Source organism: Noviherbaspirillum galbum, assembly GCF_010974945.1.
GTDB classification, from domain to species: Bacteria; Pseudomonadota; Gammaproteobacteria; order Burkholderiales; family Burkholderiaceae_D; genus Noviherbaspirillum; species Noviherbaspirillum galbum.
In genome coordinates this window covers 32,447-50,560 of sequence record NZ_JAAIVB010000054.1, presented here as the reverse complement: position 1 = coordinate 50,560, position 18,114 = coordinate 32,447, and the positions used below count along the sequence as shown (strand labels likewise).

Below are 18,114 nucleotides of genomic sequence, written 5' to 3'. Positions count from 1 at the left end.
TGAGCGACTGCAAGGTGTTGGAGTTAATGGCCGAGATCTGGTTGGAGATCAGTGCCTGCATCTGGCCAGTGGTCAGACCTTGCACCTGGGCGGTTGCCAGCGCGGCAATCGTGTCGGTCGTCAGCTTTTGTACCTGGTCCGTGGTGAGCGCGGCGATCTGGCTGGTCTTCAGGGCTTGCAGATCGACCGTCTCCATGTTGGCGATTTGGGCCGAGGTCAAGGCTTGCATCTGCGCCGTCGTCAGTGCCTGGATCTGCGTGCTGGACAAGGCGACCACATTGTCGGTGGTCAGCGATGCGACTTGCGCGGTCGTCAGCGATGCGATCTGCGTGCTCTTCAGGGCTTGCAGATCCACCGATTCCATCGCGGCGAACTGCGAGCTCGTCAGGGCTTGCAACTGATTCGAGACCAGCGCCTGCACTTGCGTCGTTCCCAGCGCGACGATCTGGTCGGTCGTCATGCCCTGCACTTGCGCAGTGGTCAGGGCAGCAATCTGGGCGCTCTTGAGCTGGCCGATCTGGTCGGTCGTCAGGCCGGTAGCAACCTGTGCGGTCGTCAGCGCGGCGATCTGGCTGGTCTTGAGCGATTGCAGGTCGTTCGAGTTGATGGCCGAGATCTGGTTGGAGATCAGTGCCTGCATCTGGCCGGTGGTCAGACCCTGCACCTGGGCGGTTGCCAAAGCGGCAATCGTGTCGGTGGTCAGCTTTTGTACCTGGTCCGTCGTGAGCGCGGCGATCTGGCTGGTCTTCAAGGCTTGCAGATCGACTGTTTCCATGTTGGCGATCTGGGCCGAGGTCAGGGCTTGCATCTGCGCCGTCGTGAGCGACTGAACCTGCGAACTAGAGAGGTTGACGATGGTATCGGTACTGAGCGAAACCACCTGCGCAGAAGTCAGTGCCGATATCTGATTGCTCTTCAGCGCCTGCAAGTCAATCGTTTCCATCGCAGCGAACTGCCCGGAAGTCAGCGCGCCGACCTGCGTCGTCGTCAAACTTTGCATCTGAGCGCTGGTCAGCGCAACGATGCTGTCTGTCGTCAGGTTCTGGACTTGAGCCGTCGTCAGGGCGGCGATCTGGCTGGACTTCAAGGCCTGCAGGCTATCCGTCTGGATTGCGGCCAGGGCACCGGTGGTAAAGGCTGTGATCTGGCTTGTCCCCAGCGCCGTCACCTGCCCCGTTGTCAACGAGGCAACCTGATTAGTTGCGAGATTTGCAATCTGGTTCGTCGTCAGCGCGGCGATCTGATTCGTTTTCAGAACTTGAATCTGATCGGTGGTCAACCCTGCCGAGAGCTGGTTCGTGGTCAAGGCGACGATATCCGCCGACCCCAAAGCTACGATTTGTGAGGTTGATAAAGCTGCGATTTGCGCAGTGCTCATGCCGACGACGATTGAGCCCATATTATGACCTTCCCTCTAAATTTATTTCTGACGCCTGCCCGGAATTCAGTGCTTGCCCTGCCTGCGCATGCCAAACCCGATCTGTTTTCAATCCGCCGCCGTTTGTCCCCTGGAAGAAATGACATCTCCAGGGTCTGCAAGAGACCGCTTCATTATGCTTTTCGGCAACATATCCCTCATCTTTAGAGGTAAATCAAAAAAGTTTCCATTAATTTCAAAATGTCAATTTTCCTGAAAACGAGGGCGTCGGCTTTCCTAGGCAAAGGTCCGCGGCTTTATCAGGCGTCCGTTCCCCTTCCCGAGCCCTCCGCAAGCAACGACTCTCTATATGGCATTCATGAGTGACTAACGCCGGAACGACCTCCGCCATCAATCCGGTCGTTCCCGGACTGGCGACTGGACCGCACAACGGGCTGGCGTTCAAAACCAGGCGCCCTCTCACCTCCTCGAAGCCAGGCCCCCGCCAAGCAGGAAATCGACGAGGAAAACCCGTCTCCGGCTCAACTTTCGAAAAATGCGTCCGAAATCAAAGTCAGACGTTTTCAAAGTTGAGTTATTTATCGAAGACCCGAAAAAATCCTCTCAACTTTTTGTAGAACCGTCCGATAAACCAAGCAACACCGGTTCGATGCCGTCTCACAGCAGCCAGGCGAACCGACGTTCACGGAACCCAGGTCGGGTAACGAACCCGCAATTAATAGGAGAAACACCATGGCCGCATTTATCAATACGAATATTTCGTCATTGAATGCTCAACGTAACCTGAGTAACTCCCAAAGCGCCCTGCAGGTTTCCCTGCAACGCTTGTCTTCGGGCCTTCGCGTCAACAGCTCCAAGGACGATTCCGCAGGCCTGGCAATTGCCGATCGCATGACGTCGCAGATCCGCGGCAACCAGGTCGCCATCCGCAACGCGAACGACGGTATTTCGCTGGCTCAGACGGCTGAAGGCGCGCTCGGCAAGGTCGGCGATGCTTTCCAGCGTATGCGTGAACTGGCCGTCCAGGCTCGCAACGCAACGAACGGCTCCGACGACAAGGACGCACTCGACAAGGAATTCGAACAGCTCTCCATGGAAGTCCAGCGCGTTCTGGGCGGCACCACCTTCAACGGCAAGAAGGTTCTCGCCGACGATGCGGGCGCCCTGAAGTTCCAGGTCGGCGCAGGCACCTCCAACGACGACTCCATCGACATCACCACGACCAACCTGAAGACCGACGCAAGCATCACCGTCGTTGCCGGCACGGACAACACCGGCGCGGGCCGCGCGAAGATCGACAATACCGCCGACGCGACCGCGATCGGCACCGTGATCGACAACATCGACGCCTCCCTCAAGACGATCAACACCCAGCGCGCGGTGATGGGCGCGAGCCAGAACCGTTTTGACTCGGTGATCAGCAACCTGCAAGTGTCGGTCGAATCCCAGTCTGCAGCACGCAGCCGCATCATGGACGCCGACTACGCTTCCGAGACTGCCAACCTGACCCGCAACCAGATCCTGCAGCAGGCTGGCACCGCGATGCTGGCCCAGGCAAACTCCCTGCCGAACGGCGTGCTGTCCCTGCTGCGCGGCTAAGCAAGGTCGAAAAGTTGTAAGAAAGCGCCTAAATCTGGTAGCTTTGTACAGGACGGAAGGCGGGAAACCGCTTTCCGTCTTGCCACTCTGAGAGGTGAATCATGGAGATCAATCAGTTAGCTGGAAGAACCACGGCAAGCCTGCCGACCCAGCCTGCCGCGCGAAGCGACGTCGCGGCACCGGCCGCTTCTGCCCAGCCGGCGGTGCCCTATGATGCAGCAAGGGTGAACCAGGCGGAAAAGGCGCAGAAGAGCGCGGTCAGCGACGAAGCGCTCCAGCAGTCCCTGAATGCGATCAACCGTTTCCTGAAGCCCGTGACCGGCAACATCGAGTTCACGCAGGATCAGGATACCGGCCGCACTCTGGTAAAGATCGTCGACACGCAAACGAACACGGTTTTGCGACAGATTCCCTCCGAGGAAGCGGTCGCCATTGCGAAAGAACTCGACAAGCTCCAGGGTTTGCTGGTAAGAGAGAAGGCTTAGGAAACACCCGGCATAGCGACAAACGCCCGTTCGTCGAACTAATTGCCGGCTTCGGCAAGGACGGCATTCATGGCAATCTCCACTTCTTCCATCTCATCGCCCGGCATCGGATCGGGTCTCGACGTCGCCTCCATCGTGTCGAAGCTGATGCAGGTCGAACAGCAACCCCTGGATGACCTGAACACGCGGGAATCCGCCATCCAGGCAAAGGTTTCCGCGATGGGAACGATCAAGAGCGCCCTGTCGACGTTCCAGACTTCGCTGCAAGCGCTTTCCGACACGAGCAAGTTCATGACGGCGCGCGTCACCTCCGCAGATACCTCGATACTTAGCGCGACGGGCAGCGCAAGCGCCACCAACGGCAGCTACTCCCTCGAAGTCACCAAGCTGGCGAAGGCACAAAAACTCGTGGCAGCCGGCCAGGCCGATACCGCCGCCCCGCTCAGCACCGGCACGATCACCATCGATTTCGGCACCATCGACGCGAGCGGCGGCAGTTTCGACGCCACCACCGGGAAATACACCAATTCCACCTTCACCTCCAGCGGCAGCGGCGCGAAGACCATCGTCATCGACAGCAGCAACAATACCCTTGCCGGCGTGCGGGATGCCATCAACAAGGCAGACGTCGGCGTGATCGCGACCATCGTGAACGATGGATCCGCCTCGCCCTACCGCCTCGTGCTGACCAACAACAGCACCGGCAAGGCCGGCAGCATGAAGATCAGCGTAAGCGACCCCGGAAGCCTGCAGGACCTCCTCGCCCACGATCCGGCGAGCGACGCAGGACAGGCACTGAGCGAAACATCGGCCGCGCAGAATGCCGAACTCAAGATCGACGGCATCCCTGCCACTAAAAGCAGCAATGCCATCAGCGACCTTATTCCCGGCGTGACGCTTAACCTGCTGAAGACCAACAGCGGCGCGCCGACCACGGTAACCGTGGACCGAGACACGACGAACGTCACCACGATGGTGAACAGCTTCGTCACTTCCTATAATGCGCTGACGAAAAAGATCAGCGACCTGACGGCGTATGACGCCACGACCAAGAAGGCCGGCGTGCTGAACGGCGACTCGGCGGTGCGGAGCATCCAGTCGCAGATCACCAGCATGCTTACCGCGCCGCTCAATGACTATACGAACGGCTACACGATGTTGTCGGAAATCGGCGTGACCAAGCAGCGCGACGGCACGCTGGCGGTGGATGCAACGAAGCTGCAGGCCGCCATGACGAGCAAGCTCAGTTCGGTGATGTCGGTCTTCGCAGCGGTCGGCATATCGTCCGACTCGCAGGTGTCATATCTCGATTCGACAGACAAGACCAAGGCCGGCGCCTTTCCCGTCAAGGTCACTACCCTCCCCGCACAGGGAAGCCTTGCCGCCGACGGCGCGCCCGGCTCGCTCGCCATCGACGGCACCAATGACACGATCGCGCTGCAACTCAACGGCACCAGCGCCAGCATCACCCTGGCGTCGGGTACCTATGGCAGCCTTGCCGAGCTAGCCGCCGAAGTGCAGTCGAAAATCAACGGCAACAGCACCTTTACCAGCGCCGGGCAATCCGTCACCGTCGATACGAGCGGCGGCCTGCTGAAGCTGGTCTCCACCCGCTGGGGAGCGTCATCCGCCATCCGCCTGACCGGGGGAACCGGCGCAAGCAACCTGTTCGGCGCCGCGCCCGTGACTGCCGATGGCGCCGATGCGGCGGGAACGATCAATGGCGCGGCAGCGACCGGCGCCGGGCAATACCTGACGGGGGCGACTGGCGACGATTCCGAGGGACTGAGGATCAAGGTGTCTGGCGGCGCCACGGGAGCGCGCGGCACCGTGTCCTTCACCAAGGGCTACGCCTACCAGCTGAATTCGCTCATTACCAGCTTCCTGGCCGACGACGGCACCCTGACTTCTCGCACGGACGGCCTCAATACCCAGATCAAGAACCTCGAAAACGACAAGACCCGCCTCCAGGATCGCCTGACCGTCATCGAACAGCGGTATCGAGATCAGTTCACCGCTCTGGACAATCTGATGAGCAGCATGACAAAAACCTCCTCTTTCTTGACACAGCAAATCGCGGCTTTGAGTAAGAATAGCTAAAAAGGAGGAGCAATTATGTTTGGATCACCCCAGTCGGGCGCCAGCGTCTATGCCAAATTGGGCATGGAAACCAGCGTCGCCGCCGCGGACCCGCATAAGCTGATCGTCATGCTCTTCGAAGGCGCCATGGTCGCGGTTGCCTCCGCCGTCCAGCACATGCAGGCGGGCGACTTCGAGAAGAAAGGGGCCGCGATCTCCAAGGCAATCATGATCATCGACGCCGGCCTGCGGGCCAGCCTCAACAAGGAGGCCGGCGGCAACCTTGCCCTCAATCTCGATTCCCTCTACGAGTACATGAGCAAGCGGCTCCTGATCGCCAACCTGAAGAACCAGCCGAAAGTGCTCGAGGAAGTGTACGATCTGCTCAAGGGCTTGAAGGGCGCATGGGAAACCATCGGCAGCAAGCCGGCCGAAAGCGCAAGCCAGCCGTCAGCGGCGGGCGCGTATTCCGCCGCCGCGACCTCCCCTTCCAGCCTTGCGAAAGCCTGACAGATGGATAGTCAAGAAATCCTAGCCGTATACGAGACCATTGCCGACATCACCGACCAGATGGTCGCGGCTGCCCGCACGGGCAACTGGGAGCAACTGGCCGCGCTGGAGTCGCGCTGCTCCCATCAGGTCGACATCATCCGCCAGAACGATGATGCGCCCGGAGCCTTGTCGGAAATCGCCCGGGAAAAGAAGGTCAGCATCATCAAGAAAATTCTTGCCGATGACCGTGAAATCCGCTCGATCACCGAACCCTGGATGAGCAAGTTGGCGGAACTCATGAACTCGGCCGGCACGGAACGCAAGCTTTCTAAGGCTTACGGCGCCAACCAGACCGGATAACACCATGCTGACGCGGGCGGACCTTGCCAACCTGCGCCCATCGACGGTACTCGATGCCCCTGGGCCCGTCGTTGCCGTAGGCAAGGTCCGCGAAGAACTTTACCAGCGCCTGTCCCAGCTCCCGGTAGGCAAGCCCCTTCCGGCCGAGGTGCTGGCCTTGTTCGACGACGGCACCCAGCTGGTGAAGATCGCCGATGCCAATGCCCGCATGGTACTGCCGATGGGCACCAAGGTCGGCGACACCTTCTCCATGGCGCTGGTTGCCAAGGAGCCCCGGCCTACTTTCCTCCTCGTGCCGCCCGAAGAGAGCGCGCCGGCAAACCTGAGCACTACGGCGCGGCTCGTCGACCACCTGCTTCAATCCGCGCCGCAGGAAAAACCGCTTCCCGTCCGTCCCGCCAATCCGGTGCTGCCCGCGCCCGAGCTTGCCCGCGCGCCGCAGCCGGAGGCGCTCGCCACCGCGTTGCGCGATTCGGTCGAGTCCAGCGGCATCTTCTACGAATCGCATCTGCGCGAGTGGACGGAGGGCGGCAGGTCGCTTGAGGATGTGAAGCAGGAACCGCAGGCCCGCCTGCCGGGGTTCAATGCGCCGGCATCCGAGCAGCAACGGTCCGAGCCGCCGACCGCTTCGCAGCTCACGCGGCTCGCCGCGCGGCTCGGCGACGCCAATGCGATGGCGGGCACGCTGGATCGGGTCATCGAACAGACGCATGCGGCCCAGGCCCAGTCTTCCCTGCACCAGGCCGCCGACGTCACCGTCATCATGGCCGCGACGCCATCCCTGCCGGAGATCGCGCCTGAAGCCGCGAACATGATCCAGCAGCAATTGGCCATACTTGAACACCAACGCATCGAATGGCGCGGCGAACTCGTTCCCGGACAGCCGATGGAATGGGAAATCTCACGAGAGGAGCCGCGGAAGAATGCGCCTTCCGAAGCGGAAGGAAGCTGGTCCAGCCGCCTTAGGCTCACGCTTCCGGCGCTGGGCGAGATTTCGGCAACGATCAGGTTGACGGGCGACAGGGTGCAAGTCCAGCTCGACGCCGCAAGCGATGAAAGCTCGCAGGCCCTGCAGGAACACGGAGCCGCACTTGCCGATGCGCTCGCAGCCGCCGGGTCTCCGCTCGAATTCTTCTCGGTCAAGCGTCATGGCGCGTCCTAATTCCCCGCAAAGCGCAGTCGCCATCGCCTACCAGACCGGCGATCTTGCGCCGCGGGTCGTCGCCAAGGGACGCGGGCTGATTGCCGAAAACATCATCGAGCGCGCCCGTGAACATGGCGTGTTCGTCCATGAATCGAAGGAACTTGTCGCGCTGCTCATGCAGGTCGACCTGGACAAGGATATTCCCCCTGCACTGTATCGCGCGGTGGCCGAACTCCTGGCGTGGCTTTATCGCGTGGAAACTACGCGCCACCCTGATAAACCGGTATCATAGTCAGTTAAATTTGCCTCACCCCTAATTTCGATGTCAAACACCTCCGATGACCTCTCCCAGTACCGGGTGTATTCACGCCGGGAAATCATCAGCCTGCTGCGCGCGATGTGCGAACGCAACCAGCTGGTCAGCATGCGCGCGGACGGTGGCGAAAACGTGGTGACATCGGTGCTCGAGATTGACGAAGCCAGCGACCTCGTCGTTATCGACCGCGCCCCCGGCAAACTTACCAACCAGCGTATCCTCGACAGCGAAAACGTCACCTTCGAAACGGTGCTCGACAGCATCCGCATCCTGTTCTTCGCGACCGAGATGCAAGAGTGCCTTTACGAAGAACGTCCCGCGCTCTGCGCGCCGCTTCCCAAGAGCGTCATCCGCCTTCAGCGCCGGGAGCATTTCCGCGTGCCGACGCCGGTTGCCAACCCATTGAAGTGCATCATTCCCAAGCAGAACGATGATGGCTCGGTGACCTCCGTGCTCGTCATGCTGAAGAACATCAGCGCCAACGGCATCGGGGTGATCGACGAAAAGAAGCAGCTCGACAACACCATCGGCGCCGTCTACAAGGACTGCAAGCTTGAGATCCCGGGCGGACCTCCGGTCATTGCCACCCTCCAGATCCGCAATTCCCTCGACCAGAGCCTGCCAAGCGGCAAGGCGGTTCGCCGCCTCGGCTGCATGTTCGTCAACCTGCCCAATGCCAGCATGTCAAACATCCAGCGCTTCATCACGAAGCTGGAACGCGAACGGAACGCCAAGGCCACCGGCATGATCTGATTCCGTGGCACGCATGAAAAAGGGAGCCTGGCCGGCTCCCTTTTCTTTTTTGCACGCCCGTCCCGCGGCGCGTGCTCGACTTATACCTGCATGTTCATGATGTCGTGGTAGGCGGACACCAGGCGATTGCGCACCTGCACGGTCGCCTGGAAGCTGATGTTTGCCTTCTGCGCCGAAATCATGACGTCGGACAGGTTCACGCTGTCGTCTCCGGAAACGAAACGCTTGCCCAGCTCCTCGGATCGAAGCTGCGTGCCGTTCACCTGGTCCAGCGCCACCTTGAGCGCGTTGGAAAAGTCCACCTTGCCGGCAGGCGCCGCGCCGTCGGCCTTCGCCGCGCCCATCAAAGGATTGACGCCGTCGCCGGGCCGGGTCGCCGCAGCCTTGAGCTGGGCGAGCATGGCCTCGATGCGGCTGGAATCGATTCCGCCAGTCTTCATGTCTGCTCCCTTCTTGCACATCGGCCGGACACTTGATGCATGCGCGGCTTCTCACCTCAGCAAGGTAACACGCCGTCAACAAGGCCGCGGTCGGAGAACAGGCGAAAACCGCTTTCTGTTCCGGCGATCGATTTGACGGAAGCGGAAGAAAATGCGCAGGTGGGAAGAGCCTAAATCCCTGAAAAGAAAACACAAAACATGGAATCACACGGTTATTCGGGAGTGGGAAAATGGAGGTAGCTGGCGATAACGCCGTCGCTGTCACAACGCCCCCATCGGGCCTGATCGGTTTCGCGCAGACGCCGGGCGGACGCAATTTCTTCTTGATGCTGGGTGCCGCCGCCGCCGCCGCGGTGATGGCGGGCGTATGGCTGTGGACGCGCACGCCAGATTACCGCGTGCTGTTTTCAAATTTCTCCGACCGGGACGGCGGATCCATCGTTGCATCGCTGCAACAGATGAACGTCCCCTACAAGGTCTCCGACGGCGGAAGCGCGATCCTCGTGCCCGCCGAACAAGTGCATGACGTGCGCCTGAAACTCGCGCAGCAAGGCTTGCCCAAGGGCGGCAACGTCGGCTTCGAGCTGATGGAAAACCAGAAGCTCGGCGTTTCGCAATTCCTCGAGCAGGTCAACTTCCAGCGCGCCCTGGAAGGCGAGCTTGCGCGTTCGGTCCAGGCGCTCGCCGCCGTGCAATCGGCCCGTGTGCATCTCGCCCTGCCCAAGGCGACCGTATTCGTTCGCGACCAGCAGAAACCGACCGCGTCGGTCTTGCTGAACCTTCATCCCGGGCGCACGCTCGACCGCGGCCAGGTCAACGCCATCGTGCATCTCGTTGCCAGCAGCGTGCCTGACATGCCGGTCAAGAATGTCACGGTCGTCGACCAGGCGGGTACGCTGCTGTCCGACGCCGACAAGCCGGGCAATGCCAACATGCTCGACCCGAGCCAGCTCAAGTACGTGCAGGAGCTTCAGCAAGGCATCGTCCGGCGCATCGAATCCATTCTGAGTCCGGTCGTCGGGGCGGCGAACGTGCGCGCCGAGGCCAGCGCCGACGTCGACTTCTCGCATACCGAGCAGGCCGCGGAAACCTACAAGCCGAACGGCACACCCAGCGCCTCCGCCATCCGCAGCCAGCAGAGCAGCGAATCGCAGACCTCCGGCCAGCAAGGCGCTTCCGGCGTGCCGGGCGCGCTGACCAACCAGCCGCAACCGAACGCCACTGCGCCGATCACTGCCCCGGCCGGCGCCCCTAACGCCGCCGCAGGCGCGTCGCCGGTGAATGCCCACAAGGACACGACGGTCAACTATGAAGTCGACAAGACCGTGCGCTACGTGCAGCAGCCGATGGGCGGACTCAAGCGCCTGACCGTTGCCGTGGTCGTCAACTACAAGAAGGAAACCGACGCCGCAGGCAAGGTCACCATGAAGCCGCTCACCGACCAGGAGAAGGCGCAGATTAGCGACCTGGTGAAGGAAGCCATGGGCTTCAACAAGGACCGCGGCGATTCGCTGAGCTTATTGAACAGCCCGTTCGCCGCGCCGGAAAAGGAGATCACGCCCGATGTCCCGCTCTGGAAGCAGCCCGAAATGATCCAGATGGCACTCGGCTGGGGCAAGTACGCGCTCGGATTAGGCATCATCGCCTACCTCTATTTCGCGGTATTGCGTCCCATCTTCCGGCGTATCATAGCCACATTCGGTCCGCCGCCCCCGGAAGCCGCCGAAGAGGCAGCGGGCGGCGAGGAAGAGCAGCCGGCATTGATCGAGGAAGCGCCTCGCGAACTCGACCCGATGGGACCGAAGGTCATGAGTTACCAGGACAACCTGGAAGCGGCGAAGGAACTCGCGCGCCGGGATCCAAAGATCGTTGCAAACGTCGTCAAGGCATGGGTAGGAACAAATGAGTGATGATGGAGTACTCAAGGGCGCCATCCTGATGCTCGCCCTCGGCGAGGAAGAAGCCGCGGAAGTGATGAAGTATCTGGGGCCGCGCGAAGTGCAGAAGCTCGGCGCGGCAATGTCGACCATGAAGGCGGTCGGCAGCGAGCAGCTTGAATCCGTCCTGGCTGACTTCCGGAGCGAAACGGAGCAAAACACCTCGTTCGGCGTGGACTCCGACGACTACATCCGCAACGTGCTGACCAAGGCGCTGGGCGAGGACAAGGCATCCTCGCTGCTGAACCGCATTCTCGGCACGCGCGACGCCAGCGGCATCGAAAGCCTGAAGTGGATGGACGCCCAGTCCGTCGCCGACCTCGTGCGCAACGAGCATCCGCAGATCATCGCCACCATCCTGGTGCACCTGGAGCGGTATCACGCGTGCGAAGTGCTGACCTACTTCACCGAGCGCCTGCGCAATGACGTGGTCCTGCGCATTGCGACGCTGGACGGCATCCAGCCCCAGGCGCTCCGCGAACTGAACGAAGTCCTGACCAAGCTCCTGACGGGCAACGAAGGCTTGAAGAAGAAAGCCATCGGTGGCGTGCGCGCCGCCGCGGAAATCCTCAACTTCCTGTCCGGCGAGATCGAAACGTCCGTGATGGACAACCTGAAGAACTACGACAACGACATGGCGCAGAAGATCATGGACGAAATGTTCGTGTTCGACAACATCATCGACATCGATGACCGCGGCATCCAGGTCCTGCTGCGCGAGGTGCAGTCCGAGTCGCTGATCATCGCACTCAAGGGCGCCAACCAGGACCTGCGCGAAAAGATCTTCAAGAACATGTCGCAGCGCGCGGCGGAAATGATGCGCGAAGACCTCGAGGCGAAGGGACCGGTCCGCCTGTCCGAAGTCGAGGCACAGCAGAAGGAAATTCTGCAGATCGTGCGGCGTCTCTCCGACGAAGGCCAGATCATGCTAGGCGCGAAGGGCGACGACGCGTATGTCTAGAATCATTCCGAAGGAACAGCTTTCCGCCTACCAGCGCTGGGAGCTCGCGTCCTTCAGCAAGGAAGACCAGAACGCCCAGCCCAAGCAGAGCGCCGAAGAACTGCGCCGGCAGGAGGAAGAACTGGCGGCGCTGCGCGAGGAAGCGCGGCAGCAAGGGTATGCCGCCGGCTACACCACCGGCTACGAAGACGGCCATGGCGAAGGCACGGAAGCGGGCCGCGCCGAGGGCGCGCAGGAGTCGGCGATGCTGAAGCTGATCGTCGCGCAATTCCAGGACGAGGTCGGCCGCGCGAATGAACGCGTCGCCGAAGACATGCTGAACCTGTCGCTGGACCTGGCCAAGGCCATGCTGAAGACCGCGCTCAAGGTCAGGCCGGAACTGGTTCTCCCCATCGTCAGCGAAGCGATCCGCTACCTGCCTAGCCTTCAGCCCCCTGCCCTGCTCGTACTACATCCCGACGACGCCCACATCGTGCGCGCGCACATTGCCGACGAAGTCGAAAAAGGCGGCTGGCGCATCGCGGAAGACGTGGCGATGGAACGCGGCGGCTGCCGCGTCGAAACCGCCAGCAACCAGATCGATGCCGCCCTGTCGACCCGGTGGCAACGCCTCGCCGACTCGTTCGGCAGGCAATCCGGCTGGCTCGAATGACCGGCATGGCTGCCTCGCCCTCCTCGCTGGAACGCTGGCAGTCATTCCTGCAAGATTGCCGTTCCCTCGCGACGATCGTCGAACCCATGCAGGTGTCCGGACGCGTCACGCGCGTCGCCGGGCTGGTGATGGAAGCCGTGGGACTCAGGCTCGCCGTCGGCAGCGCCTGCACCATTCCCCTGCCGAACGGCGCCCGGATCGAAGCGGAAGTCGTCGGCTTTTCCGATGACAAGCTGTTGCTGATGCCGCAGAGCGACGTGGAAGGCATCGTTCCCGGAACGCGCGTCTTTCCGGTCGAGGTCGTGCATTCCCTTCCCAAGCCCGGCAAGGTGGCGCATCCGCGCCGTCGTCCGAGCGACCGCGGACGACACCTGCCCGTGGGCGACGAATTGCTCGGGCGCGTCCTCGATGGCGCGGGACGGCCGCTGGACAACCTCGGCCCCCTGCACGCAAGCCAATCGGCCCCACTGCACGTGCGCGCGGCGAATCCGCTTGCGCGCGAACCCATCGCCGACATGATGGATGTCGGCGTGCGGGCCATCAACAGCATGCTGACGGTCGGCCGCGGCCAGCGCATGGGCCTGTTCGCCGGCTCGGGCGTGGGCAAGAGCGTCCTGCTGGGAATGATGGCGCGGTACACCAGCGCCGACGTGATCGTGGTCGGCCTGATCGGCGAACGGGGACGGGAGGTGAAGGAATTCATCGAACAGATCCTCGGCGCCGAGGGACTTGCCCGCTCGGTCGTCGTTGCCGCCCCAGCGGACACGCCGCCCCTGATGCGGCTGCAGGGAGCGGCCTACACGCACACCATCGCCGAATACTTCCGCGACCAGGGCAAGAACGTGCTGCTGATCATGGACTCGCTCACCCGCTACGCCATGGCCCAGCGCGAAATCGCGCTCGCGATCGGCGAGCCCCCGGCAACCAAGGGATATCCGCCTTCGGTCTTCGCCAAGCTGCCGACGCTGGTCGAACGCGCCGGCAACGGACGCCCGGGTGGCGGATCGATCACGGCCTTCTACACCGTTCTTACCGAGGGCGATGACCAGCAGGACCCGATCGCTGATTCCGCCCGTGCCATCCTGGATGGCCATGTCGTGCTCGACCGCGCCCTGGCCGAAGCCGGCCACTATCCGGCGATAGACATCGAGCAATCGATCAGCCGGGCAATGCACAACATCACCGGACCCGAGCACCAGCAGCTGGCGCGCCGCCTGAAGCAGCTATATTCACGCTATCAACGCAATCGTGACCTCATCAGCGTGGGCGCCTACAGTGCCGGCTCCGACCCGGTGCTCGACCAGGCGATCGCCCTCATCCCACGCATCGAATCCTTCCTGCAGCAGGGCATCCAGGAACGGTCGGGCATTGCGGAGAGCTTAGGGCAACTTGCCGGCTTATTCGACGCATAGGCTTTCCGGACGGCCACCTATAATGAATCATGGCCATTCCTTCCGCTCTCGACACCCTTATCGAACTGGCAACGAACCAGAGTGATGAAGCCGCAAGGCGCCTCGGGCGCGCGGTCAAGGCAACCGAGGACGCGGAACAGAAACTGCAAATGCTCCTGCAATACCGCGAGGACTATTACTCGCGCTTCCAGGCCGGCATGGCAAACGGCCTGAGCATGACGGGCTATCGGAATTTCCAGCTCTTCCTCGACAAGCTCGACGCCGCTATCGGCGGGCAGCAAAAGATCGTCGAGGATGCGCGGCGCCGCAAGGACAACGAGCGGCATGCCTGGCAAGTCAGCGAACGCAAGCGCATGTCCTTCGAAACCTTGTCGACGCGCGCGGCGAAAGAACAGCAGCGCAAGGAAAACAAGCGCGAACAGAAATTGATGGATGAATACGCCACCCGGCTGGCGAATCAAAAACGGTAACAGTGCAAAGGGCCGCATCGATCATGCAGACCAACAACGCCAATCTCGTCAATCCGCTTCTCGCGAACCGCCCGGCGCCTTCTCCGTCCCCGCGCGCCGCCGAACCGGAAACGCCCGCCCAGCCCTTCAACCAGGTGCTGTCCCGCGAAATGGCCGACCGCGCGCCGAGCGTGAAAGACGCGCCGAAAGACCCTTCCCCGGCCCAGCGCGCCTCCGGAAATGACAAGGCGGTGGCGGCAAAGAACAAGTCCGACGACCCCGCCAAGGATGAAGGCGAGAATGCCGGCAATGCGGACTCCGCCGCTGCCACGGCAACGACGGACATGCTGGCACTTGTCGCTTCCGCCGCCGGCACGGTCGCGGCGCTAGACAAGGCCAAGGCCGACTCGCAGCAACCGGCCGATGCGAGCGCTCAGGACGCCACGGCCGCCGGAACCGCCCTTGCCATCCAGGGCGGGCAGCAACTGGCCTCGACGCCGGACCGTCCTGATGCCGCGCGCGTCGATGCGGAATCAGCCCTCCGCCTGGCAAAGGCGGATGTTCGCCCGGCAGCGCCGCTGGCGACCTCCCAGTCCGCCGCAAGCATACCTGCCCTGGCAACCGCCCAGCCGGCAGCCAAGGCCGTCGATGCCGGCGCCGCAAACGCACGCGCCTCTTCGGCCAGGCTTGACGTCAATCCGGATGCCAGGGAGGCCCTCAAATCCATCAAGCCCGCAGATGCGGGCGCCGAGGCACCGCAATCCCAAACCGCCGCAACGGGAGAATCGGCTACGCCGCAAAAGCCTTTCGATTCGGCGCTTCAGGCCGGCAAGCTGGCGCAAGCGACTGCAAAGGAAGACCGCGAACTTCCGCTTGCCCGCCAGGAAAACGTCGCCGCGCCTCAAGGCTTGGCGCAGCAACTGCAACAGACGCAGCAAGCCCCTGCCCTGCAGGCGATCGCTACCGTGGCCGCGCGGGCCGATACCCTGACCGCCCGCGTGGGTACGCCGGCCTGGGACCAGGCACTCGGGCAAAAGATCACCTGGATGGTCGCCGGCCAGGAGCAATCCGCTTCCCTAACGCTCAATCCGCCTGACCTCGGGCCGCTGCAGGTCGTGCTGAGCGTGTCCAATTCCCAGGCGAACGCCACGTTCACCGCGGCCCAGCCTGAAGTCAGGCAGGCGCTGGAAGCCGCGCTGCCCAAGCTGCGCGACATGCTGGGAGACGCCGGCATCCAGCTTGGACAGGCAACCGTCAGCAGCGGCAATCCGCAGCAGCAGCAACAGGCCCAGGGAGATCCGGGCAGGCAGGCGACGGCGGGCGGATCCTTGCATCGCGCGCAAGCCGACGCGGTCCGCGCCGATCCGGTTGCGCGCGCAAGCCGCACGGTCGCCGGGTCTTCCGGCCGGGGGATGGTCGATACCTTTGCCTGATTCCGCGAAAGGAAAACCGCGCCGAAGGCAAGCGCCGATATGCATTGACTTCCGGGCTGTTTTCGCCGCATGCTGACGACAGGCAACCCCCATAATCAGCAAGCCGGGAACAGCATGCGCGTGAGTTGCCCCGCCAGCGGTCGATAACAGGGAGCGGTCAGGCTCACCCGGAAAGTGCAGGAGAGGAAAGAACATGGCTACAAAAGCAGCCCCCAAGGTCGTGCCCATCGAAGAAGGCGCGGCGCAACCGAAGAAATCCAAGAAGAAGCTGATCATCATCGCGCTGGCTGCCTTGCTCGTGCTGGGCGGCGGCGGCGCGGGCGCATGGATCTTCCTGAAGGGCTCGGGCGGCGAAGCGCATGATGGCCATGAAGGCGACGAAGGACCGGCCAAGAAAACCAAGAAAAAGAAGAAGGCCGATGCCGGCAAGGCGCCGGTCTTCCTCGCGATGGAACAGTTCACCGTCAACCTCCAGCCAGAGGTGGGGGAGCAGTTCCTGCAGATTGCCTTCACGCTGCAGCTGCCTGACCAGCCGCAGGTGGACATGATCAAGCAATACCAGCCGCTCGTGCGAAGCCGCCTGCTGATGCTCCTGTCCAGCAAGAAGGCATCCGAGCTGTCGACGCCCGACGGCAAGAAGAAGCTCGCCGATGAAATCATGGCGGCCGTGAACCAGCCTTTCGTACAGGACGGCGAGTCGCAGGACGTCAGCGGCGTGTTCTTCACGTCCTTCGTCATCCAATAAGTAGTCGTTGAACCACTCATAGCAGCCGCACCAGACCATGGCCGATAATTTTCTTTCCCAGGAAGAGGTAGATGCCCTGCTAAAGGGCGTTACCGGCGACCAGGACGAGAATAATGCGCCCGAGGACGAATCGGGCATACGCCCCTACAACCTGGCGACACAGGAACGCATCGTCCGCGGACGGATGCCGACGCTCGAGATCATCAACGAGCGCTTCGCCCGCCTGCTGCGTATCGGCCTGTTCAATTTCCTTCACCGCAGCGCCGAAGTGTCCATCGGCCCGGTGCGCGTGCACAAGTACAGCGAGTTCATCCGCAACCTGGTGGTGCCGACGAACCTTAACCTGGTGCACATGAAGCCCCTGCGCGGCACAGCGCTGATCGTGTTCGACCCCAACCTGGTCTTCCTGCTGGTGGACAATCTGTTTGGTGGCGACGGGCGCTTCCATACGCGCGTCGAAGGACGCGACTTCACCCAGACCGAGCAACGGATCATCCAGCGGATCCTGGGCATCGTGTTCGAGACCTACGCGAAGTCGTGGGAGCCGGTCTATCCGATCGAATTCGAATACGTGCGCTCGGAAATGAACACCCAGTTCGCCAACATCGCCACGCCCAACGAGGTCGTCGTTGCCACCACGTTCACGGTGGAACTGGGGCCGGTCAGCGGGGAGATGCATTTCTGCACGCCCTACTCGATGATCGAGCCGATCCGCGACATCCTGACCTCGAGCCTGCAAGGCGAGACGCTTGAAATGGACAAGCGCTGGGTCCGCCTGATGACCCAGCAGATCCAGACTGCCGAAGTGCAGGTCGTTGCCGATCTCGGCACCGCCACGCTGACGCTTGGCGAAGTACTGAACATGAAAGTCGGAGACGTCATTCCCATCCAGGTGCCGGAGTTCGTGCATGGCAAGGTGGATGGCGTGCCGGTGATGGAATGCAGCTATGGCAGGTTCAACAGCCAGTACGCCTTGCGCGTCGAAAAGCTGCTGACCTACAGCACGCATGAGCATGAGTTGATGCAAGGAGAAGACAATGGCTGACGAAAACGACAACCAGATCACCGATGACGACTGGGGCGCGGCGATCGCCGAGCAGGCCCAGGCGGAAGCGGCAGCTGCCGCGAAGCAGGCGCCGGCCGCCGCGATGTTCCAGGATTTCGGCGCGGGCGCGGTCAAGACCGGCACCCACAACGACATCGACTTCATCCTCGACATTCCCGTCCAGCTGACGGTGGAACTCGGACGCACCAAGATCGCCATCAAGAACCTGCTTCAACTGGCGCAGGGCTCGGTGGTCGAACTTGACGGCCTCGCCGGCGAGCCCATGGACGTGCTGGTCAACGGCTGCCTGATCGCCCAGGGCGAGGTGGTCGTCGTGAACGACAAGTTCGGCATCCGCTTAACCGACATCATCACGCCGTCCGAGCGCATCCGAAAACTGAACAAATGATCCGCGTTTCGCATTCGAGGTCCGT

General features: G+C 62.2%; 18 protein-coding genes and 1 pseudogene. 17 read left to right on the top strand and 2 right to left on the bottom strand.

Features of this window, described 5'->3' with window-relative positions; translation table 11 throughout:
- Nucleotides 1-1,399, bottom strand: a pseudogene (locus G3574_RS16605) (heme utilization protein); the annotation flags it as partial.
- A 711-nt stretch (nt 1,400-2,110) separates the two neighbouring features.
- Between G3574_RS16605 and G3574_RS16600 the strand changes: the two are divergent.
- From G3574_RS16600 to G3574_RS16565, 8 genes are all read left to right on the top strand, one after another.
- Nucleotides 2,111-2,977, top strand: a complete 867-nt coding sequence (locus tag G3574_RS16600) for a flagellin N-terminal helical domain-containing protein (RefSeq protein WP_163965467.1) — start codon at nt 2,111-2,113, stop codon at nt 2,975-2,977.
- A gap of 101 nt (nt 2,978-3,078) precedes the next feature.
- The gene (locus G3574_RS16595) at nt 3,079-3,462 is read left to right on the top strand and encodes a flagellar protein FlaG (protein WP_163965464.1); all 384 of its coding nucleotides are present in this window, start codon (nt 3,079-3,081) and stop codon (nt 3,460-3,462) included.
- A gap of 69 nt (nt 3,463-3,531) precedes the next feature.
- Complete coding sequence (gene fliD / locus G3574_RS16590) at nt 3,532-5,562, top strand: flagellar filament capping protein FliD (RefSeq protein ID WP_163965459.1); 2,031 nt, start codon at nt 3,532-3,534, stop codon at nt 5,560-5,562.
- Between the two features lie 15 nt (nt 5,563-5,577).
- Nucleotides 5,578-6,051, top strand: coding sequence for a flagellar export chaperone FliS (gene fliS, locus G3574_RS16585; protein ID WP_163965457.1), 474 nt, complete (start codon nt 5,578-5,580; stop codon nt 6,049-6,051).
- Nucleotides 6,052-6,054: 3 nt separating this feature from the next.
- Nucleotides 6,055-6,393, top strand: a complete 339-nt coding sequence (locus tag G3574_RS16580; RefSeq protein WP_163965455.1) for a flagellar protein FliT — start codon at nt 6,055-6,057, stop codon at nt 6,391-6,393.
- A gap of 4 nt (nt 6,394-6,397) precedes the next feature.
- Nucleotides 6,398-7,555 (top strand): flagellar hook-length control protein FliK, encoded by a 1,158-nt coding sequence (gene fliK, locus G3574_RS16575; RefSeq protein ID WP_163965451.1) that lies wholly within the window; start codon nt 6,398-6,400, stop codon nt 7,553-7,555.
- Complete coding sequence (locus tag G3574_RS16570; RefSeq protein WP_163965448.1) at nt 7,542-7,829, top strand: EscU/YscU/HrcU family type III secretion system export apparatus switch protein; 288 nt, start codon at nt 7,542-7,544, stop codon at nt 7,827-7,829. The genes fliK and G3574_RS16570 overlap by 14 nt, the downstream gene beginning before the upstream one ends.
- A gap of 30 nt (nt 7,830-7,859) precedes the next feature.
- Entirely contained in the window at nt 7,860-8,606 is a 747-nt protein-coding gene (locus tag G3574_RS16565) for a flagellar brake protein (protein ID WP_163965446.1), read from the top strand.
- An 80-nt stretch (nt 8,607-8,686) separates the two neighbouring features.
- On the opposite strand, the gene fliE is transcribed toward G3574_RS16565, so the two are convergent.
- Entirely contained in the window at nt 8,687-9,046 is a 360-nt protein-coding gene (gene fliE, locus G3574_RS16560; RefSeq protein ID WP_163965442.1) for a flagellar hook-basal body complex protein FliE, read from the bottom strand.
- 230 nt (nt 9,047-9,276) lie between these two features.
- Between fliE and fliF the strand changes: the two genes are divergently transcribed.
- The 9 genes from fliF (at nt 9,277) to fliN (ending at nt 18,089) form a co-directional block, all read left to right on the top strand.
- Nucleotides 9,277-10,956, top strand: a complete 1,680-nt coding sequence (gene fliF, locus G3574_RS16555; RefSeq protein WP_163965439.1) for a flagellar basal-body MS-ring/collar protein FliF — start codon at nt 9,277-9,279, stop codon at nt 10,954-10,956.
- Complete coding sequence (gene fliG / locus G3574_RS16550; RefSeq protein WP_163965436.1) at nt 10,949-11,944, top strand: flagellar motor switch protein FliG; 996 nt, start codon at nt 10,949-10,951, stop codon at nt 11,942-11,944. Before fliF ends, fliG begins: the two co-directional genes overlap by 8 nt.
- Nucleotides 11,937-12,596, top strand: coding sequence for a flagellar assembly protein FliH (locus G3574_RS16545; RefSeq protein ID WP_163965433.1), 660 nt, complete (start codon nt 11,937-11,939; stop codon nt 12,594-12,596). Before fliG ends, G3574_RS16545 begins: the two co-directional genes overlap by 8 nt.
- 5 nt (nt 12,597-12,601) lie before the next feature.
- Nucleotides 12,602-14,008 carry a flagellar protein export ATPase FliI gene (gene fliI / locus G3574_RS16540; RefSeq protein ID WP_163965430.1) on the top strand — a complete coding sequence of 469 codons (1,407 nt, stop codon included), beginning with the start codon at nt 12,602-12,604 and terminating at the stop codon, nt 14,006-14,008.
- A gap of 29 nt (nt 14,009-14,037) precedes the next feature.
- A complete protein-coding gene (gene fliJ / locus G3574_RS16535) occupies nt 14,038-14,478 on the top strand; it encodes a flagellar export protein FliJ (protein ID WP_163965427.1) in 441 nt (146 codons plus the stop codon).
- A 23-nt stretch (nt 14,479-14,501) separates the two neighbouring features.
- Nucleotides 14,502-15,890, top strand: coding sequence for a flagellar hook-length control protein FliK (locus G3574_RS16530; protein ID WP_163965425.1), 1,389 nt, complete (start codon nt 14,502-14,504; stop codon nt 15,888-15,890).
- 193 nt (nt 15,891-16,083) lie between these two features.
- A complete protein-coding gene (gene fliL, locus G3574_RS16525; RefSeq protein WP_163965422.1) occupies nt 16,084-16,635 on the top strand; it encodes a flagellar basal body-associated protein FliL in 552 nt (183 codons plus the stop codon).
- Nucleotides 16,636-16,672: 37 nt separating this feature from the next.
- Nucleotides 16,673-17,680 (top strand): flagellar motor switch protein FliM, encoded by a 1,008-nt coding sequence (gene fliM / locus G3574_RS16520; protein ID WP_163965419.1) that lies wholly within the window; start codon nt 16,673-16,675, stop codon nt 17,678-17,680.
- Nucleotides 17,673-18,089 carry a flagellar motor switch protein FliN gene (gene fliN, locus G3574_RS16515; RefSeq protein ID WP_163965415.1) on the top strand — a complete coding sequence of 139 codons (417 nt, stop codon included), beginning with the start codon at nt 17,673-17,675 and terminating at the stop codon, nt 18,087-18,089. Before fliM ends, fliN begins: the two co-directional genes overlap by 8 nt.
- Nucleotides 18,090-18,114: the final 25 nt, after the last annotated feature.

What these genes read in the sequence shown, in the direction of transcription:
- G3574_RS16600 (WP_163965467.1), top strand. Translation starts at nt 2,111, where the DNA reads ATGGCCGCATTTATCAATACGAATATTTCGTCATTGAATGCTCAACGT.
- G3574_RS16595 (WP_163965464.1), top strand. Translation starts at nt 3,079, where the DNA reads ATGGAGATCAATCAGTTAGCTGGAAGAACCACGGCAAGCCTGCCGACC.
- fliD (WP_163965459.1), top strand. Translation starts at nt 3,532, where the DNA reads ATGGCAATCTCCACTTCTTCCATCTCATCGCCCGGCATCGGATCGGGT.
- fliS (WP_163965457.1), top strand. Translation starts at nt 5,578, where the DNA reads ATGTTTGGATCACCCCAGTCGGGCGCCAGCGTCTATGCCAAATTGGGC.
- G3574_RS16580 (WP_163965455.1), top strand. Translation starts at nt 6,055, where the DNA reads ATGGATAGTCAAGAAATCCTAGCCGTATACGAGACCATTGCCGACATC.
- fliK (WP_163965451.1), top strand. Translation starts at nt 6,398, where the DNA reads ATGCTGACGCGGGCGGACCTTGCCAACCTGCGCCCATCGACGGTACTC.
- G3574_RS16570 (WP_163965448.1), top strand. Translation starts at nt 7,542, where the DNA reads ATGGCGCGTCCTAATTCCCCGCAAAGCGCAGTCGCCATCGCCTACCAG.
- G3574_RS16565 (WP_163965446.1), top strand. Translation starts at nt 7,860, where the DNA reads ATGTCAAACACCTCCGATGACCTCTCCCAGTACCGGGTGTATTCACGC.
- fliE (WP_163965442.1), bottom strand. Translation starts at nt 9,046, where the DNA reads ATGAAGACTGGCGGAATCGATTCCAGCCGCATCGAGGCCATGCTCGCC.
- fliF (WP_163965439.1), top strand. Translation starts at nt 9,277, where the DNA reads ATGGAGGTAGCTGGCGATAACGCCGTCGCTGTCACAACGCCCCCATCG.
- fliG (WP_163965436.1), top strand. Translation starts at nt 10,949, where the DNA reads ATGAGTGATGATGGAGTACTCAAGGGCGCCATCCTGATGCTCGCCCTC.
- G3574_RS16545 (WP_163965433.1), top strand. Translation starts at nt 11,937, where the DNA reads ATGTCTAGAATCATTCCGAAGGAACAGCTTTCCGCCTACCAGCGCTGG.
- fliI (WP_163965430.1), top strand. Translation starts at nt 12,602, where the DNA reads ATGGCTGCCTCGCCCTCCTCGCTGGAACGCTGGCAGTCATTCCTGCAA.
- fliJ (WP_163965427.1), top strand. Translation starts at nt 14,038, where the DNA reads ATGGCCATTCCTTCCGCTCTCGACACCCTTATCGAACTGGCAACGAAC.
- G3574_RS16530 (WP_163965425.1), top strand. Translation starts at nt 14,502, where the DNA reads ATGCAGACCAACAACGCCAATCTCGTCAATCCGCTTCTCGCGAACCGC.
- fliL (WP_163965422.1), top strand. Translation starts at nt 16,084, where the DNA reads ATGGCTACAAAAGCAGCCCCCAAGGTCGTGCCCATCGAAGAAGGCGCG.
- fliM (WP_163965419.1), top strand. Translation starts at nt 16,673, where the DNA reads ATGGCCGATAATTTTCTTTCCCAGGAAGAGGTAGATGCCCTGCTAAAG.
- fliN (WP_163965415.1), top strand. Translation starts at nt 17,673, where the DNA reads ATGGCTGACGAAAACGACAACCAGATCACCGATGACGACTGGGGCGCG.